Origin of the sequence: Bradyrhizobium sp. CIR18 (assembly GCF_014198295.1) — a bacterium.
GTDB lineage: Bacteria > Pseudomonadota > Alphaproteobacteria > Rhizobiales > Xanthobacteraceae > Bradyrhizobium.
On record NZ_JACIHF010000012.1, the window covers coordinates 129,840 to 146,421 of the forward strand.

A 16,582-nucleotide genomic window follows, 5' to 3' on the forward strand; every position below is an offset into this window, starting at 1 on the left:
CGCGGCGGTTCTCGGGTTGCGACCTCCTAGTGGGGGCGCGGGGAATGGACCGAATTCGCCGAAGCGAGGAGCTGTTTGGGATGTTTAAGACCTTGATGCGAGCAGGCCTTTTGGCCGCCACCGTTTCCTTCTGTGCGGCGAGCGGAGCAAGCGCGGCGATGCAAATGCCGGCGCCGGCGGCCCTCCTGACGGGTGCAAGCCAGGCGACGCCTGTCACGTTCTGGGCTCAGCCTTACCCATATAGATATGTGCCGGCGCGCCACTGCCCCTTGGTGCGGGTCGAGACGCCCTATGGCTGGTATATGGACCGTGTTTGCGCGCCCGTCGGCCCTGTCCTGCGTCGGGCATACTGAGCTTCGGCTGACCCAAGCGGCGAGCACCGCTTTTTAGAAGATTTACAAGGCAGCCGCACAGCTCATGCGGCTGCCTTGCTCATTTTTGTTTCGCCGTGTGCTGCTCTTTTGTGCGCGCAGCACGGGTTCACCATGAATATCTTTGTCGGGCCAGGATAGGCTGTTGCATCGTGAAGATTGTGTTACCAGCTTGGCGGGGCTGCATCGGCAGCATGATTGCTTAGTGCGGCGGTAGCCGGATCTCACGGAAGTGACGAGCCGGCCTATCCAATGCCGGTAGAGGATACGATGACAGGGGTTTCAACCTACGATCTCACGGGCAAACGTGTCTTTGTCGCGGGTCACCGCGGCATGGTCGGATCGGCTGTCGTCCGAAGGCTTACGTCAGAGAATTGCACCATGCTGGTCGCCGATCGGCGTGAGCTTGATCTCACCAAGGAAGAGCCCACGCTGAAATGGCTCGAGGCGAATCGTCCCGAGGTCGTGGTCCACGCGGCGGCAAAGGTCGGCGGTATCGCAGCCAACAATAATTTTCCGGTCGACTTTCTCTGCGACAACCTTGCAGTGGAGCTGAACGTCATTCGCGCGAGTCACGCGATCGGCGTGCAACGCCTGCTATTCCTCGGCTCGTCCTGCATCTATCCCAAGCACGCCAAGCAGCCGATGGCCGAAAGCGAATTACTGACCGGTCCGCTGGAGCCGACCAACGAGTGGTATGCACTCGCGAAGATCGCCGGCCTCAAGATGTGTCAGGCCTTTCGTCGACAATATGGCGATGATTTCATCTCGGTCATGCCGACCAATCTCTACGGCCGCGGCGACAATTATCATCCCGATCATAGCCACGTTCCGGCCGCGCTGATCCGGCGCTTCCACGAAGCCAAGCTTGCCAAGGCCCCGACAGTCACTGTGTGGGGCACAGGCTCGCCGCTCCGCGAATTTCTCAACGTCGAGGATTTTGCAGAGGCCTGCGTTTTCCTTCTGAAGAACTATTCGAGTGACCTGCCGATCAATGTTGGCAGTGGCGACGAATTGTCTATTGCCGAGTTCGCGACAGCAGTCGCCGAGGTTGTGGGCTACGAAGGCCAGCTCGCATTCGATACATCCAAGCCTGACGGAACGCCACGCAAGTTGCTGGATAGCTCGAGAATTCGAGGGCTTGGCTGGCAGCCGAAAGTTGCTCTGCGGGCCGGCCTCGCAGCGGCCTACGCAGATTATCTCCAAGGCCACGGACGTCATCTGGAAGTCGGCGCGTCGCGCTGAGCAGACTACTTAGATTGCAAGATTTTTTTATTCTGAAGTTTGAATTGGGGCGGGCTTTATGCGTATTCTCTTGGTCGGCATCAATTATACCCCCGATCTGATCGGTGTGGCGAAATACAATGCCGAGCTCTGCGAAAGTTTGGTAGCCGAAGGTCATGAAGTCAGAGTGATTACGGCGCCTCCCTATTATCCGGCCTGGAAGATCCCCCCCGCGTTCAAATCGTCGTACTTCAGATCGAGAGATATCAACGGCGTTCGAGTAACACGGACACCGATTTATGTGCCCGGACATCCCTCGGGCGCAAAACGGTTGGTCCATCACGCTTCGTTCGCGCTCACCAGCGCGGCGCCGGTTCTTTTTGAGGCGCTATCCTGGCGGCCCGACGTCATGATCGCCGTCGCCCCATCACTGATGTCGGCTGCCTTCGTCTCTTTCGTCGCCCGCCGCGTCGGCGCCAAATCATGGCTTCACGTGCAGGATTTCGAGGTGGATGCGGCGTTCGATCTTGGTTTGCTGCGAAATCCGTCTCTGCGAAAGTGGATGCTTCGAGTCGAAGCGGCGATCCTCAAATCGTTTGACAACGTTTCAACCATCTCTCAAGCGATGGTAGAACGGTTGAGGATCAAGGGTCTGAGGCCCGACAGAACCGCCGAAGTGAGAAACTGGATCGACACCACCGCGATCTGCCCGGCTTCTCGAATGACCAAATACCGTCAGGAGCTAAACCTGGGCGAGGACGATATCGTTGCACTCTATTCCGGAACGATGTCCAACAAGCAAGGCCTTGAACTCGTGATCGAGGCTGCGATTGGCTTAGAGAAAGGTCATCCGCATATCCATTTCATCCTTGCAGGCGAGGGGCCTCATAAAATGAGGCTCGCGCAGCTTGCCGCCGGACATCGCAATATCCACTTTATGGGGCTTCAGCCCAATAACGGCTTCAATCAATTGATGGCCACTGCCGATTTCCATCTGATTCCGCAGAAGGCCGAGGCCGCCGACCTGGTGTTGCCTTCGAAACTCGGCGCGATCTTCGCATCTGCTCGGCCGGTCATTGCAATGGCTGAAGAAGGCACCGGCCTCGCGGCGGAAGTCACGAATGCGGGTCTTGTGATCCCACCGGGAGATTCGTCGGCTCTCGAGCTTGCAATTTGCCAGCTTAGTGAAGAGCCGGCCCTCCGCGAGCACTACGGCGAAGAAGGAAGAAAGCGAGCCCTTGATCGTTGGGATCGACGCACGATCGTGCGTCGATGGTCGGAGGCCATGACAGGGCAGGGCAACACGGCAGGGCAGACGAACATCGGCCTGACGGGCGCTGCCGGCGATGTTGGGCTTCCGGTGGATGATGCCGTTCGGTCGCCCTGAGGGAGTGGGCCAATTTTTGGGCAAGCTGATAAACTGGTCTATCCCGCCTTTGACGCAATAGGGGTGCATGCGCTCATGCGAACTTTGCTGGCAATCATAGGCCTATCACTTCTCTGGTTCGCCCTGAGCGTCGCTTTCTATCCCTACTGACCTGGAAGGGGAGCGTCGGAATGATCGAAATAACCGTATTTACGAACAAGTAATCCAGAGCCGTGACACCGCCCCACTTCACCCATAAGATGGGTCGGTTTCAGCATGAATTCACTGGCATTCTTATGGAAATTTCGCAGCACCGCACCTTTGGCGGCGTCGATCTCGTCCGCTTTCTTTCAGCTACCATGATGCTCTTTCACTATGGCTTTTGGGTTTGGACCTATCCTAGCGGCGAAATCGCCAAAGCCGCAGGTCCGATGCCGTCGACCAGCTCCCTTTTCAGCTTTGGATGGATCGGCATCGAAATCTTCTTCGTGATCAGCGGATTCATCATCGCGTTCAGCGCTCAATACTCGACGCCGACCAAGTTCTTTGAATCTCGGGTATCTCTACTTGCAGTGTTCTCGCTGGGGTGCACGCTGGAAATCATAAGCGCTGCAAAGGTTCTTGGCTCAAAGGTGTCTCTTCAAATCGGTTACGCCGTCCCGCTCCTAGTGTTTTTCGCGGCTGTCGCCTTTATTTGCTGGACACTGATGGCGCGTCGGATCGAACACAAAGCCCTTAGACCGATCGGCTTGATGACATATCCGCTCTACCTGATTCACAACGTCGTCAGTGGATAGTCGCAGTCCCCCCATTAGCTATGATCACGTTGCCGTCAGCCTCGGCAGACAGGAAGAACGTCCAAGCCGCCACGACATCGTAGTAGCTTGACCGCGTCTCTCCTGGCCTGAATCTTGTCGCCACAAGGGCAGAAAGTGCAGTCGTTGACCCTCCGATAGACGTCCCCTTGTAGGCCGACATTGGAACGCTGCTTCGCCCGGCGTATTGGAGTAGTACCCATCGTGACAGGCGCGGCATAGTCGTTGTTGCTGACGATATCCACCAAGCCCAAGTTGATTTTCGCCGAGATCCACCATGCGCAGCGCAAGCGCAAACATCGTCAGCCAATCGACATCGCTATCACCATCGTCAGCAAGGACGAGTACCCTGCGATTGTTCGCTGTCCCTGAGGCATTCGACCGCAGTTGGATGCGGTGATGTCGCCCAAAAAATGAGCGCCGCGATGGGCGCTCATTTGCTTGGCTTGATCGCCTTTCTGGCCGATCTACAAGAACTACTCGTGTCGCGGGTAATATCTAAACCCGTGCTGCTTGATGAGTTCGTCGCGCTTTGCGGCCTCGAGATCTTCCTTCATCATTTCTCGAACCAGACTTTCGAACGACGTCTTGGGCTCCCAGCCGAGTTTCTGCTTGGCCTTTGACGGATCGCCAAGAAGCGTCGCGACCTCTGTGGGGCGGAAATAGCGGGGATCGACAGAAACGACACACTTGCCGGTCTTGCCGTCATATCCTTTTTCTTCGACGCCACTTCCTTCCCAGCGAACCGTCATGCCCACCTCGTTTGCAGCGACATTGACAAAATCTCGGACAGAATGCTGTACACCCGTAGCGATCACGAAATCCTCCGGCTTGTCCTGCTGCAGCATCAGCCATTGCATTTCGACATAGTCACGCGCGTGTCCCCAATCGCGCAGGGCGTCTAAATTGCCAAGGTAAAGCCGTTCCTGCAGGCCCAAATGGATGCGCGCCAAGGCACGCGTGATCTTCCGGGTAACGAAGGTTTCGCCCCGAACGGGAGATTCGTGGTTAAAGAGGATGCCGTTGCAAGCGTACATCCCATAGGCTTCGCGGTAGTTGACCGCGATCCAGTAAGCGTAGAGCTTGGCGACCGCGTACGGTGAACGCGGATAGAACGGCGTGGTCTCCTTCTGGGGGATCTCCTGGACCAAACCATACAGTTCGGATGTCGACGCTTGATAGAAGCGCGCCTTCCTCTCCAAGCCGGTAATGCGCATGGCCTCGAGGATGCGCAAAGTGCCGAGAGCGTCGGAATTCGCCGTGTATTCGGGTTCCTCGAACGAAACCGCAACGTGGCTCTGGGCCGCGAGATTGTAGATCTCATCAGGCTGCACCTGACCGACAATGCGTATTAGGCTCGAAGAGTCCGTCAGGTCGCCATAGTGCAGGCGGAACGGTGGATTTGGCTCATGGGGGTCGAGATAGAGATGATCGATGCGATCGGTATTGAAGAGAGAGGTCCGGCGTTTAATACCATGGACCTCATATCCTTTTTCCAGGAGCAATTCGGCGAGATAGGCGCCGTCTTGACCTGTCACGCCGGTAATAAGTGCACGTTTCTTTGTCATAAATAATCTCTAGGTTCGGTAGGCCGTTCGTACTCGAAAATGAAGAGAAAAGGGAGATGAGCTGGGTCAAAAATGCAAGCTTAGATTAACGGCTTTGAGGTCTGTGGAATAGGCAACAGAGGTTCTGCTAAGGTCATTTCGAATTTGTGTTCCCACCGTGAAATTCACGCTTTATTGGATGTTGCACGATTGTGGATTGAATTTGGCCTGGAGCTTCAGATTTTGGACAAACGCATAATCCCCCTCATCATGTGCGGCGGTGCCGGCACGCGGCTGTGGCCCGCCTCGCGCGAGGTGCGCCCCAAACAGTTCCTGCCGCTGTTCGGCACACGCTCGACGTTCCAGGACACGCTGCTGCGCGTCTCCGATCCCTCCCTGTTCGACCGGCCGATCGTCATCACCAATGCGTCCTATCGCTTCATGGTGCTGGAGCAGCTCGCCGAGATCGGCATCGAGGCCGACGTGATCCTCGAGCCGATGCGGCGCGATTCCGGTCCTGCGATCGCCGCGGGCGCGGTGTTCGCGCAGAACCGCGCCAGTGAAGCCATCGTGCTCGCGCTCGCCGCCGATCACGTCGTGCAGGACAATGCCGCTTTCGTTGCCGCCTGCCGCGAGGGCCGTAACGCCGCGAGCACCGGGCGCATCGTCACCTTCGGCGTCAAGCCGGAGCGGCCGGCGACTGAATACGGCTATATCAACCCGGGCGAGGTGATCTCCGGCGAGGTGCATGCGGTCGCGCGCTTCGTCGAGAAGCCGGACGCGGTGAAGGCCTCCGACTACGTCAATTCGGGCTATCTCTGGAACAGCGGCAACTTCATGTTCCCGGCCAGCGTGCTGCTCGATGAGTATCGCAGGGTCGATGCAGGAAGCGTCGAGGCTGTCACCAACGCGGTCAACAATGCCGGCCGCGATCTCGGCTTCGTCACGCTGGAGCCCGAGGCGTTCGGCGCGGCCAAGGCGATCTCGATCGATTATGCCGTGATGGAGAAGACCTCGCGCGCAGCCGTGGTGCCGGTGTCATGCGGCTGGTCCGATGTCGGCTCCTGGCACGCGGTGTGGGAGCTCTCCGACAAGGACGCGCAAGGCAATGCGTCGCACGGCGCGGCGGTGTTCGAAGACTCCCGCAACTGCAACGTCACCACTGACCAGGCGCTGGTCGCGCTCGAGGGCGTCGACGATCTCGTCGTGGTCGCGACCGCGGATGCGGTGCTGGTCTCGCGCCAGAAGGATGCCAACGGCCTGAAGCGTCTCGTCACGAAGTTGAAGGCGGTCGCGCCGAAGGTCACCGAGGAGCATCTCAAGGTGCATCGGCCCTGGGGCAGCTATCAGTCCGTCGACAATGGCGAGCGCCACCAGGTCAAGCGCATCGTGGTGAAGCCGGGCGGGCGGCTGTCGCTGCAGAAGCACCATCATCGCGCAGAGCACTGGATCGTGGTCCGCGGCGCCGCCCGCGTCACCGTCAACGAGGCCGTGAAGACCGTGCACGAGAACGAGTCGATCTATATCCCGATGGGCGCCGTGCACCGGATGGAGAACCCCGGTAAAATCATGCTGGAACTGATCGAGGTCCAGACTGGAAGCTATCTCGGGGAAGACGACATCATCCGGATTGAAGACGACTATCGAAGAACCTGAGCAACGTCCGAAGTGCGCATTGCGATGATCATCGCGGAGTATGTGGGACTGGTGTCGGGCGACTGCTTTGCGGATTTCGGTCACAAGGACGAGAAGGAGATCGCGGCGAGATTCCGATCTACTAGCCGGAGCTTGACGAGCTGGTGGCGAACAATGTCAAAGCCAAGGGGCTGGATTTCACCATTGACCTGACTAAGCCGATCGCAGCGGCCGATGCAGTCTTCATCGCGGTTGGCACGCTCTCCCGCCGCGGTGATGGCCATGCCAATCTGTCCTATATCTACGCCGCCGCTCGTGAGATCGTGAAGTCGCACACCGGCGGCACCGTGGTGGTAACGAGATCGACCGTGCCGTCCGGTGGACGAGGTCGAGCGCATCATCCGGGAAGCCCAATCCCAAGGCCGATGTCGACACCTTCACCCCCGAATTCCACCGCGAGGTGCTACAATCCCTGATTGCTGTTTACCATTAACACTCGGTGCGGAGCCGTCTACCGCGCGCCCTATTATCAGTGCCCGCACGGTAGAAACGCCGGCCACACCATCGCGTCGGGTGATTCGGTAACGCTCCAGTGTAGGCGGCCACAACTTCTCCGAGAGTGCAAGGTAATGAAAGGAGGATGCTCTGCCGCTTCCTCCGGGAGTTTAGCTTGTCTGCATAATCTCACGGAGGGAGATCAGTCGATCTGAGCTAGTACTTTAGTAAAATCACTCCGACCCGGGGACACTTTGAGGCGAACTCGTTCAAATAAGATGGATATATCAGCCGTGAGGGACAACGCCCATTGATCGCTATGCCGATTGCGTCGTAGATCGGAGCGGGCTGGAGGCAGAGCCGAAGGAACGGCTGATGCCAAGTACTCTCCTAGAACAACTGGACCAGGTTGAACGCGACATAAAATTATACATGGAGTTTGATACAAAGGAGAAAGATCGTTTCAATCGCGAGTCTTACTTGTGGACTGCAGAGGATCGCATCGAGTGGCAGGAGATACAATCTGACAATGCTCAACGACTCCGAGAACTGCGCGAGGAGCGTGACAGATTGCGCAGCCGACTTGGCCTATGAATCGACAATCGAATGGTTGCGGTAAATCGCGAAGGATCGCAGCTCGTCAACATGGACTCTCACGTCTGAACTTTGAGGACGATGCCAGCTCAAGCCCCGCAGGGCGCCCGCTGACACAGAGTTCATTCGACGTGGATGATCTCGTCGGGGCCAATCTGCGGCTGGGGCGCATCCGGCAAGCCCGCTACGAGTTGCTAATTGGGTTGCTGGAATGCCCAAGTCCGAAGCTGGCAAAACGTCTCGCCGGGTTGGAGCGCTATGAGAGGCCGGTCCAGGCCTCGCAGCGTCGCTTTCTGAGGCGCTGGCTAAGGCCAGGCTGACAAAGAGGTCTGCTGAATACGTCGCATTTCGAAAATTTTGTCGAACTGCAATCCTGTCGGCAGCGTGATGAGTGCTGACCTCAACCTTTCTCATTGTGAGCCATCTTGAAAGCCCTTGCTGGCGCGCGTAGCTTTGCTGGCCATGTCACCGGCTTGCGCCATCGATGTTGACGGCCTTTGGCGTGCCGCTGCGCGAAAGCTCGGCACTTCAGCGAAACCACCGGCGGGACGTATATGTCGATGGATTGCGCTGCCTTGCCTCGGCCCTGGCGACTCGGGGGCGTTACAGCGAGCCACAGTTGCATCTCCTCCAGCGCGAATTGTTCGTCCGGATCCTAGCCGACCTTGGTGTGTGTAAGGATATCGCTGATCATCCCGAAATCGCCGAAATTCCGGTCGGGCGCCCACTCCTGATCACGGGATACGGACGTACCGGCAGCACTCTCCTTTTGGCGAGAAAAGATTGCGCCTTGCGCAGCTTCTTAGCGAATACCTGCTTGCGGATGCCGGCCTTGTGTCGCGTTGCGACAAGGGGCAGTTGGGCGGATTTGAGGGATTTCCCATGATCGCCGGGGTCAATCTGATCCTGGAACGAGATTATCCCGGAAAATAGAGGACGCTGTCAAACGCTCATGGACTGGGCTCGCGGTCCACAGCTCCTTTGCAACGAGGAGCGGTGAGATCTGCACATCCGACCACCATGCCCTTTCGTCTCCATGGCGGTGCAGCTGTTGATGGTGCGCGCGGCACAAGGGCACCGTGAATTCATCACTGACCTTGCGGCCGAGAGCTCGCGGTTGCACGAATTTGAGATGGTGGGGATCGCAGGGCGTCTGCTTGCAAACAAGGCAGGGCTGGCTGCGCACGAACGCAAGGTGCGTCTTGCTGCGCTTCCGCGATGCTTCTTTCGGGAAGGCAAGCCCGATGTTCGGCTCCGCGGCGGATTGATCTTCGGTTGCGCCGGCGCGCTTAGCGCCGTCCTGAACACGTCTCCCCGCAACGGCGAACTGGTGCGGCGCTGTGCTGAGCTCGGCAGGATCGGCTGCCTTGAGCCGCGTGTAGTAGGCGACCTCAACCGAACGGGCATCCGCCTCCAAAAGGGTGTTCTTGAGAGGAAGGCTGGTCTTGGCCCAGCTCAAAAGCTCATCCCCGCTCGTTAGGGAGATCAACTCGCCAAGCAGTCGGTCCCGGAGCTCGGCCGATGCTTGCGGATTTTGCAGCAGCGGCGGTTGATTCAAAGAGTCTTTGGCGGGCTTCGCCTTCGCAACGGACGGCCCGACCGCAACCGGAGTGCCGGCCATCAGCTCCGGCGCGTCCAGATCGTCCTCGCCGGCCATGCCGACCAGCGTGAACAGCGCGTAGCGTCGGGCATAGGTTAGCGCTGCTCCCATGCGGTGCGGGGCGGCGGTATCAGTGACCGCGCATACCGGCCAGTCGGACGCAATCCATTCGCCTGAGCTGTGGAGCAGGGTGGTTGTGAGCCGGATCAATCCGGTGGCGGCATCGATCGCGGTGGCCTGCACGGTCGCGATCTCGTGCCGGGTGAGGCACTTGCGCACGATCTCGAGGCCGCTGGCGAGCGAGGCGTATCGGAAGGTGCGGCTCCCCTCGCGCGGGAATGGCGATATGATCGTGGCAGTCGATGATTTCTCCGGATTTTCCAGCTCGGCTTGCGCCTTGGCCAGCGCGCCGGCGATTTGGCTGATGGTCTCGCTGGAGCGCTGCATGGCGGCCTCCGTGTTCGGGTTAGGGGTCGTTCAGGATGTCAAGCTGGATCGCGAGCACCAGTCCGGCGATCGCCAACTGGTGCTCCAAATGCTGAGCCACGGCCAAAATGATGTGGTCGTGCGCGCAGCTCGCTTGAAAGGCGCGCAGTTCAGCCCAGAGCTCGCCAAACAGCTCGAAGGCGTCCTGGTAGGATTGCGGAGGATCGAAAGAGGGGGCGAGATGGACGAAGTCGAAGTTTGGCTGCATCGACAAGGTCTCCAAAGCATCCGAGTAATGGTTTGGTTGGGCGCCAGCTGCGCCCTAAGACTCGGCTTGGCGGGCCATCTAGGCGGCGTCGATCACTTCAAAGCTGATCGCGCCGGCCTTGGAGCGCTTGGCGCGCAAGCCGTGGCCGCGCGCCTCCTTAACATCCTCCGGCATCAAAGCCTTGAGCTCGGTTTTCGCCCGCTCGTGCTCCAGCGCCGCGCTCCGGGTTTGGCGATAGAGCGCGGCCAATTCCGCCCAGGCGTTTGAGCCTGCCATGTCGACCACCCGCACCGCCGCCAGCCGCGGCCGCGGCGGCTCGATGCCAAACAGCTGCGGCGCCTCGCCGGTCTGCACGCAGCGCCAAAACCTCTTTTCCGCGGTCAGCAGCAGATGCTGGTACAGCGGGTCGGCATGGACCTCGATGTCCAGCCATTTGCCACCGCCGGTGATGATCGAGAGCACCGCGGCGCGGGCGGCAATCACCCACATGTTGTGCTGCAGCTGCGCCATATGTTTGTCCGCCGCGGCTTCCTCCGAGAAATTCCAGGGCAGCATGAACTTGGCCTCAAACACCGCGCCCGTTTGCTGCACCCGCCCATCCAGCGTCGCGGCCATCCACTTGTGCACGGGGTGGACAACCCGGCGCTGAACGTGCTCGATGGCGTGGCCGGTTTGGCGCTGGTACCAGATACGGTTGAGGGGCTCGGTCGCGGTACCGAGCTGGACGATGAGATCGCCCGACAGATCGATGGGTTCGACCTCGCCGCGCTTTTCCTGCCAGAGCCGAAGCAACGCTGCTGCGTCGCTGCCCATGATGACGCGGGCGTCCGAGCCGCCGATAAAGGCTCGGCGGTCATTTGTCCTAAACGGGAGGGGGGAACGGGGCGCCTCGGCGCCATTGGCTGCAAGCGTGCTCACCGGTATCTCCTTGGGCTTGGTCATGAGCGGCCCGCGGGCCGCACCGCCGAAAGCCCCGCACCTGCGAGGTGAGATACCGGTATCGCAAAGGCCCCGGTCGACTCAGTAACGCTCCATTTGCCCGCGGATGCCAGTCCATTCTGCAGCAACATTCTTGCTCTTTTGTGCCCGGTGTTTCAGCGCTTCTCAGCGCCCCTGACGGCAGCCGCCCGGCAATTGCGGAGCGATGCGCTCGACAGCCAAACCCGGCCAGTTCTTCGGACTGTGCACTCCAGCGAACGAGTATCCGCCGATCCGCTGTCGGTTCCTGTTCTGCGGCGCGATTGCTCTTACCGCGGCGCTGCGCCGGATTGCCCGACGACTTGTCAGCTCTGGATGCCGAGTGCCGGCTCATTCCATGTACGAGCCATCGTAGCCACGCGTCAGCTTCACCGAGATAACTCCAAGAGGGCAATCGTCGAACATAAAGCGCGTGCTCGCCCATTTTAGGAATTGTGAGGTGCTATCGACTTGGTCGTCGTGCCGGCCTTGCGGGAAGGCGAGCAATTCCAGCAGGTAGGCGTCCAGCCATGGCGCGTCGGCTGGCAGGTGAACCTGCCCGGCTTCGATCTTGAACGATTGTGCTGCCATGCGGTCGACCTTGCTGCCTTCCGGCTTGATGCCGATCGGGCGCGGCAGTTCGTCGGGCATCTCGCGCTGCAGATCCTGCAACATCGCCATGCCTGGCCCGGCGTTCTCGATGATCACGGTCGCAGCATCATGTCGCTTGGCCAGTCCGATCAGTATTCGCCTGAGCTCGGGATATTGGTGGCGGCCCCGGTACACGTCGACCAGGTAATAGTCCTTGTGGACCATGCGCCAGGTGGTGCAGACCGAATAATCATTGCCGCTTCCCATCATCATGGCGATGTCCCAGCTTTGCACGACGTGGCTAGATGGGTCAGTGGTCGGCAGCTGGGCGTAGCGACGAAACCATTCCCGCTTAATCAAATTGCCTTCCAGCGGAATCGGCTGTTGCTGATATTGCGCCGAGAATTGCAGGCTGCCGGTTTCGGCTTTGATCTGCTCCAGAATCGGTTTGTCTTCCCGCGCCGCGTGCAGCACCTCGCCGGCGCGCCGGGTGTGATGCTTGCCGCGACCGATCGGAATTTGGACATCTTCGGTTGCGATCGCCGGAAGGTTGAGATGGCGCCAGCCGCCGGCCTGCAGCAGGTACCCAGCAAGGTCGTCCTCGTGTAGGCGCTGCATCACGACGACGATGGCACCTCTGTCCTTGTCATTGAGCCGGGACACCAGGGTGCTGCCATACCAATCGATAACGCGCTTGCGCGCGAGCTCGGACATTGCCTCCTCCGCCTTGAGCGGATCATCGATGATGATGAGGTCGGCACCCCGACCGGTTAGGGTCCCACCGACCGAGGTGGCGTAACGTCCTCCTCCGGCGGTGGTCACCAATTCGCTGCCGGTATCCCTCGCGGTGCGCATTGCCGGGAACAGGTCGCGGTACCAGGCGGACTCGACCACCATGCGAAATTGCCGGTGCAGCTCAGCCGCCAGCTCGTTAGAATAGCTAACGACGATGATACGCCGGCCAGGATCGCGACCGAGCAGCCAGGCCACATAGCCGACAGACACGGACAGGGATTTCAGGGATCGTGGCGGTTGGTTGATCAACAGGCGGCGGCAATCGCCGGCTTCGACCTGCAGCAGCTGAAAGGCAATGGCGTCAATATGCCAGTTCGGAAGATAGGCGCTCCCCGGAAAGACAGTGCAGAACGCTTTGTGAACGAAGTAGCGCAAATCCTGCCTGAACAGGGCCGCAAGCACATTGATCATGGATCGTCTTGCTCCTCGTTTTTGCTCTGTGGAGAAGCCTTGGCTTCGGCGAGAACTTCTTGCCGATAACGTTCGAGGATCGTCTGGTCCTCGGCGGCTAGCGGCTTGGACGCAGCAGGCTCTTCTGTCTTAGCGAAGAAGGTGGCTGCAAGGGACACATACTTGTCGAGCGCACGCGGTTCGCCCTTGAACGCTTTTTCCTTGAGTCGGAGCAAAAGGCCCTGCTGGGAACTGACCTTGCGTGATTTGCCGCCGTCGATCACTGTGACCGGCGCCTGCAGCGTGCGCTCGAGATCAGTCACAAAGTTCAGGCTGCCTCGTGGACGCCCCTTGGGGTTGCCGGATCGCCCCCGCTTGAACCGACTGTGAACCGGGGGATTGCCGTAACCGATAGGCTTGTCGCTCTTGCTAGTCATGCCTGGTCTCCCTTGCTGTGCGATCACGTTGCTCGAACGTAGCGCCGGTCGCGGCGTGAATTGCGCTTCTGCCTGTCACATGCTGCCCGCGGCGAATGGTGATATCCACGTAGCTGGGGTCGATCTCGCTCAGCCGTGCGCGGCGTCGGGTCCGCTCCGCGGCGATGACGGTGGTTCCGGCGCCGCCGAACGGATCGAGGATGATGTCGTGCTCGTTCGAGCAATCGCGGATCGCATCGGCGATCAGCGCGACCGGCTTGACCGTAGGATGCAGCGACAGCTTGCTCTTGGCGGAATTGGCCCAGGTGTTCTGGCTGGCATAGTCCCAGACGTTCGCACGGTTTCTGCCATGCTTGCCAAGTTGAACATTGTTGATGTGGGGCGCCTGGCCGTTCTTGAAGACAAACACCAGCTCATGCTTTGACCGGTACAGTGATCCCATTCCGGCGTTGGCTTTGTTCCAAACGCAAAGGTTGATCAGCTCGGAATAGATCGGCTCGGCGGCGGCGAGCAAGAATTTCATGCCGCGCCAATCCATGCACAGGAAATGCAGCGACCCCGGATGCGTGAAGGCGGCAAGCTGCACCAGCGCTTTGGCTAGGAACGCCTCGAACTCTGCCGCCGACAGCTCGCCCGACGCCATTGCGAATTCCGGATGCGTGACCTTGCCGCGGCCGGAGACGTGGCCGTCGATCGGGACGTTGTAGGGCGGATCGGCAAAGACCATGTGCGCCAGCTCGCCCTGCAGAAGGTGCTGATAGGTCTCGGCATCAGTTGCATCGGCACAGACGATCCGGTGCTCACCTAAATTCCAGAGATCGCCCGGCAGGGTCACCTGCGGCCGCAGCTCCAGCGGCGGCAGTTCATCCTCATCCATCTCGGGAGCTGCCAGCAGCGAGTCGATTTGCCCCATGGCAAAACCGGTGATCTGCAAGTCGATCCCCGGATCAAGTCCGCTCAGCTCCGACAGCTCCAACCGCAACGCTTGCTCGTCCCAGCCTGCGTCCTCGGTGAGGCGGTTGAGCGCCAGTCTGAGGCTGCGCAGCTGCGTCTCGTTAAGATCGTGGAGATGGACGACGGGGACCTCGCCAAGACCGAGTTGTTGGGCCGCCCGGATGAGGGCTGCCCCGGCGACAATGCGGCAGTCACGATCAGCGATGACCGGAAGCACGACGCCGAATTCCTGCAGGCTTGCCGCCAACTTATTGATCTGCGCCTTGGTGTGCCGCCGAGTTTCATGCCCGAGGGGCTTCAGCTCGGTAATCGGCACGAGCCGTGGCGTGAGGTCATGGCGCAGCGGACATCCATTGCCCCGGACGGATTGACGTTGCATTTGGCGGTTTCCTCTCAAACTCGCTGAGCCTATTGAGAGTCAGGAGCCGCGTCATAGCAATCAGGAAGATCTCCCGCCCGCTAGCAGATGCGACGCCTCCTGAATTTAACGGCATCGGCCAACAATTGGCTGACGGTTGTCTCCTTTATCGAGCTGTCGCACATCCTGAGAAATCGAAAGACGAAGCATGCCGCGGGTGTGTGCAGCCGACCGTCATAGTGGCCTTTCACCCGAGGCGTGTGCGTGAATCTCACGCCGTAGCGTTCCAGCCAATCGCCGAGCCATATCACCACCTGTTTGATCGTCGTTTTCGGCCGCGGGCCACCGCTCTTTTGCTTGCTACGATTGAGTGCACAGGTCGTGGCGTCGCGCACGACGCCGGCGATCGTCGCAAGACCGCGTATACCGTGGACATTTTTCAGCCACAGTGCATCCAAGATCTTCTCGCCCACCGCAGCGTCCAAATTTCTTAAGTGGCGGGCCAACCGATCGGCTGAGGCAGCAGCGTGGTCCAACTCACGAGGGCGTGGACTTGTCTTAGCGTGGTAGCTCGACAAAGCTGCAAAGTCATACAGCCGTTCGGGAAACAGGCTGAAGACGTCGGGCGGTGCCAACGGTTCGATGCAGACTGTGTAGGTGATCTCTTGCGGTAGCGATCCGATGGACGCAAGCCGCTGCAGGAAATCATGGATCAGATCGCAAGTCTTGGCCATCTCCTTGTTGATTTGCCCCGGCGATGGTTGCTGTTCGGCGTGCAGTAAGTCCTTGAATATGTGGAGGCGAAACTCATTCAGGTCGACGCGCGCCCGATCGTCTAAGCGTTTCGCTCCGGCAGTGGCGACCAGATCGTTGAATTGAGCGTCGCTGAGCAGGCAACCCTGATGGCCGCGATCTTTCAAGCCGTCGTTGAGCCCAAAAAATAAATCGAGGGAACGATCGTCCTCTTGTCCATAGCCGGCCAACCGGACCATGCCAGTCATTCGTGCTGGATTTACGCGTTTTGGCATCGGGGATCTCCGATTCGGGTCTCCTTCGATGATTCAGCGTGAGTTGCCTTTACGGAAAATGAATCCGTTCGCGAGATCGGTGCCCTGATGGTTAATTTGGCGCAGCCAGGCCCGCCGATATGCCGTTTCCCTGGTTACAGGGAATTCTGCATATTCTGACAGGGCAGCGGCAATGAAGGAAGTCTTCGGCAGCGCCGCAGTGTGGTCGGCGCCTCTTAGCTCATCGCGTCCAGCGGCCGTTGAGCAGATCTACCGCTCACGCCAGTTGAGAGAGGAGAGTCACCAGCTCCGACTGGCGGTGCGCGCCCGTCTTCGAGAAGATCGACTTGAGGGGGTTGCGGGCGGTTTCGCGCGAGATGCGCAGGTGCTCGGCAGCGTTGGCGAGCGATGCGCCGGTTGCAAGCAGGGCGGCCTGCCGGGATTCCGCTGGCGTCAGATCTAAGGCTTGGCCGATCAGCGCCGGGTCCGGCGCCGGGCGTGGGGATGAGGTTGGACAGGATCAGCGTGGCGCGGGCTCCGAGGAAGACAGAGCGCGCCGCGCCGTCCACCGGCAGGATCCGCAAGACGACTGGTGGCTTATCGTCCGGCGACAAGGATCGGAGAGGCGGGGATGGCGGAGGCGTCCGGCGTGGCGCGCACCGCGCTGATAGCTGATCGGGCCTTGTCATCGCATGCTTCTCTGCGAAGGATGAGGCGCCGCTCTCTGATACGGATCTCGTTGTCGAATCCAG

12 protein-coding genes and 1 pseudogene are annotated in these 16,582 nt (G+C 59.7%); 5 read left to right on the forward strand and 8 right to left on the reverse strand.

Annotated features, from left to right (window positions below; all coding sequences use genetic code 11):
* Positions 1–641: 641 nt before the first annotated feature.
* The 3 genes from GGD65_RS29910 (at position 642) to GGD65_RS29920 (ending at position 3,758) form a co-directional block, all read left to right on the forward strand.
* Positions 642–1,616: a GDP-L-fucose synthase gene (locus GGD65_RS29910; RefSeq protein ID WP_183237632.1), complete on the forward strand. Its 975-nt coding sequence runs from the start codon at positions 642–644 to the stop codon at positions 1,614–1,616.
* Positions 1,617–1,674: 58 nt separating this feature from the next.
* Positions 1,675–2,982: a WcaI family glycosyltransferase gene (locus GGD65_RS29915; RefSeq protein ID WP_183237566.1), complete on the forward strand. Its 1,308-nt coding sequence runs from the start codon at positions 1,675–1,677 to the stop codon at positions 2,980–2,982.
* Positions 2,983–3,257: 275 nt separating this feature from the next.
* Entirely contained in the window at positions 3,258–3,758 is a 501-nt protein-coding gene (locus GGD65_RS29920; RefSeq protein WP_183237567.1) for a hypothetical protein, read from the forward strand.
* Positions 3,759–4,252: 494 nt separating this feature from the next.
* Here the strand turns inward: GGD65_RS29920 and gmd are convergent, their stop codons facing one another.
* Positions 4,253–5,344, reverse strand: a complete 1,092-nt coding sequence (gene gmd, locus GGD65_RS29925) for a GDP-mannose 4,6-dehydratase (protein WP_183237568.1) — start codon at positions 5,342–5,344, stop codon at positions 4,253–4,255.
* 222 nt (positions 5,345–5,566) lie between these two features.
* On the opposite strand from gmd, the gene GGD65_RS29930 reads away from it, so the two are divergent.
* Both GGD65_RS29930 and GGD65_RS39980 read left to right on the forward strand, forming a co-directional pair.
* Entirely contained in the window at positions 5,567–6,979 is a 1,413-nt protein-coding gene (locus tag GGD65_RS29930; RefSeq protein ID WP_183237569.1) for a mannose-1-phosphate guanylyltransferase/mannose-6-phosphate isomerase, read from the forward strand.
* A 12-nt stretch (positions 6,980–6,991) separates the two neighbouring features.
* Positions 6,992–7,418, forward strand: a pseudogene (locus GGD65_RS39980) (UDP-glucose 6-dehydrogenase); the annotation flags it as partial.
* Between the two features lie 1,524 nt (positions 7,419–8,942).
* Here GGD65_RS39980 and GGD65_RS29940 read toward each other — a convergent pair.
* The 7 genes from GGD65_RS29940 to GGD65_RS29970 all read right to left on the reverse strand — a co-directional run bounded on the left by GGD65_RS29940 (position 8,943) and on the right by GGD65_RS29970 (position 15,851).
* On the reverse strand, positions 8,943–10,094 hold the full coding sequence (locus GGD65_RS29940) for an ERF family protein (RefSeq protein WP_183237570.1): 1,152 nt from the start codon (positions 10,092–10,094) through the stop codon (positions 8,943–8,945).
* A gap of 19 nt (positions 10,095–10,113) precedes the next feature.
* Positions 10,114–10,341, reverse strand: coding sequence for a hypothetical protein (locus GGD65_RS29945; protein ID WP_183237571.1), 228 nt, complete (start codon positions 10,339–10,341; stop codon positions 10,114–10,116).
* 78 nt (positions 10,342–10,419) lie between these two features.
* Positions 10,420–11,283 carry a YqaJ viral recombinase family protein gene (locus tag GGD65_RS29950; protein WP_210317341.1) on the reverse strand — a complete coding sequence of 288 codons (864 nt, stop codon included), beginning with the start codon at positions 11,281–11,283 and terminating at the stop codon, positions 10,420–10,422.
* 366 nt (positions 11,284–11,649) lie between these two features.
* Positions 11,650–13,095, reverse strand: a complete 1,446-nt coding sequence (gene terL / locus GGD65_RS29955) for a phage terminase large subunit (protein WP_183237572.1) — start codon at positions 13,093–13,095, stop codon at positions 11,650–11,652.
* Entirely contained in the window at positions 13,092–13,511 is a 420-nt protein-coding gene (locus tag GGD65_RS29960) for a DUF5681 domain-containing protein (protein ID WP_183237573.1), read from the reverse strand. The genes terL and GGD65_RS29960 overlap by 4 nt, the downstream gene beginning before the upstream one ends.
* Positions 13,504–14,781 carry a DNA methyltransferase gene (locus GGD65_RS29965; RefSeq protein ID WP_312017742.1) on the reverse strand — a complete coding sequence of 426 codons (1,278 nt, stop codon included), beginning with the start codon at positions 14,779–14,781 and terminating at the stop codon, positions 13,504–13,506. The genes GGD65_RS29960 and GGD65_RS29965 overlap by 8 nt, the downstream gene beginning before the upstream one ends.
* A gap of 143 nt (positions 14,782–14,924) precedes the next feature.
* Entirely contained in the window at positions 14,925–15,851 is a 927-nt protein-coding gene (locus GGD65_RS29970; protein ID WP_183237574.1) for a hypothetical protein, read from the reverse strand.
* Between the last annotated feature and the right edge of the window lie 731 nt (positions 15,852–16,582).

Coding starts and splice junctions, on each gene's coding strand:
- GGD65_RS29915 (WP_183237566.1), top strand. CDS start 1,675: ATGCGTATTCTCTTGGTCGGCATCAATTATACCCCCGATCTGATCGGT.
- GGD65_RS29945 (WP_183237571.1), bottom strand. CDS start 10,341: ATGCAGCCAAACTTCGACTTCGTCCATCTCGCCCCCTCTTTCGATCCT.
- GGD65_RS29910 (WP_183237632.1), top strand. CDS start 642: ATGACAGGGGTTTCAACCTACGATCTCACGGGCAAACGTGTCTTTGTC.
- GGD65_RS29950 (WP_210317341.1), bottom strand. CDS start 11,283: ATGACCAAGCCCAAGGAGATACCGGTGAGCACGCTTGCAGCCAATGGC.
- terL (WP_183237572.1), bottom strand. CDS start 13,095: ATGATCAATGTGCTTGCGGCCCTGTTCAGGCAGGATTTGCGCTACTTC.
- GGD65_RS29920 (WP_183237567.1), top strand. CDS start 3,258: ATGGAAATTTCGCAGCACCGCACCTTTGGCGGCGTCGATCTCGTCCGC.
- GGD65_RS29960 (WP_183237573.1), bottom strand. CDS start 13,511: ATGACTAGCAAGAGCGACAAGCCTATCGGTTACGGCAATCCCCCGGTT.
- GGD65_RS29940 (WP_183237570.1), bottom strand. CDS start 10,094: ATGCAGCGCTCCAGCGAGACCATCAGCCAAATCGCCGGCGCGCTGGCC.
- gmd (WP_183237568.1), bottom strand. CDS start 5,344: ATGACAAAGAAACGTGCACTTATTACCGGCGTGACAGGTCAAGACGGC.
- GGD65_RS29970 (WP_183237574.1), bottom strand. CDS start 15,851: ATGCCAAAACGCGTAAATCCAGCACGAATGACTGGCATGGTCCGGTTG.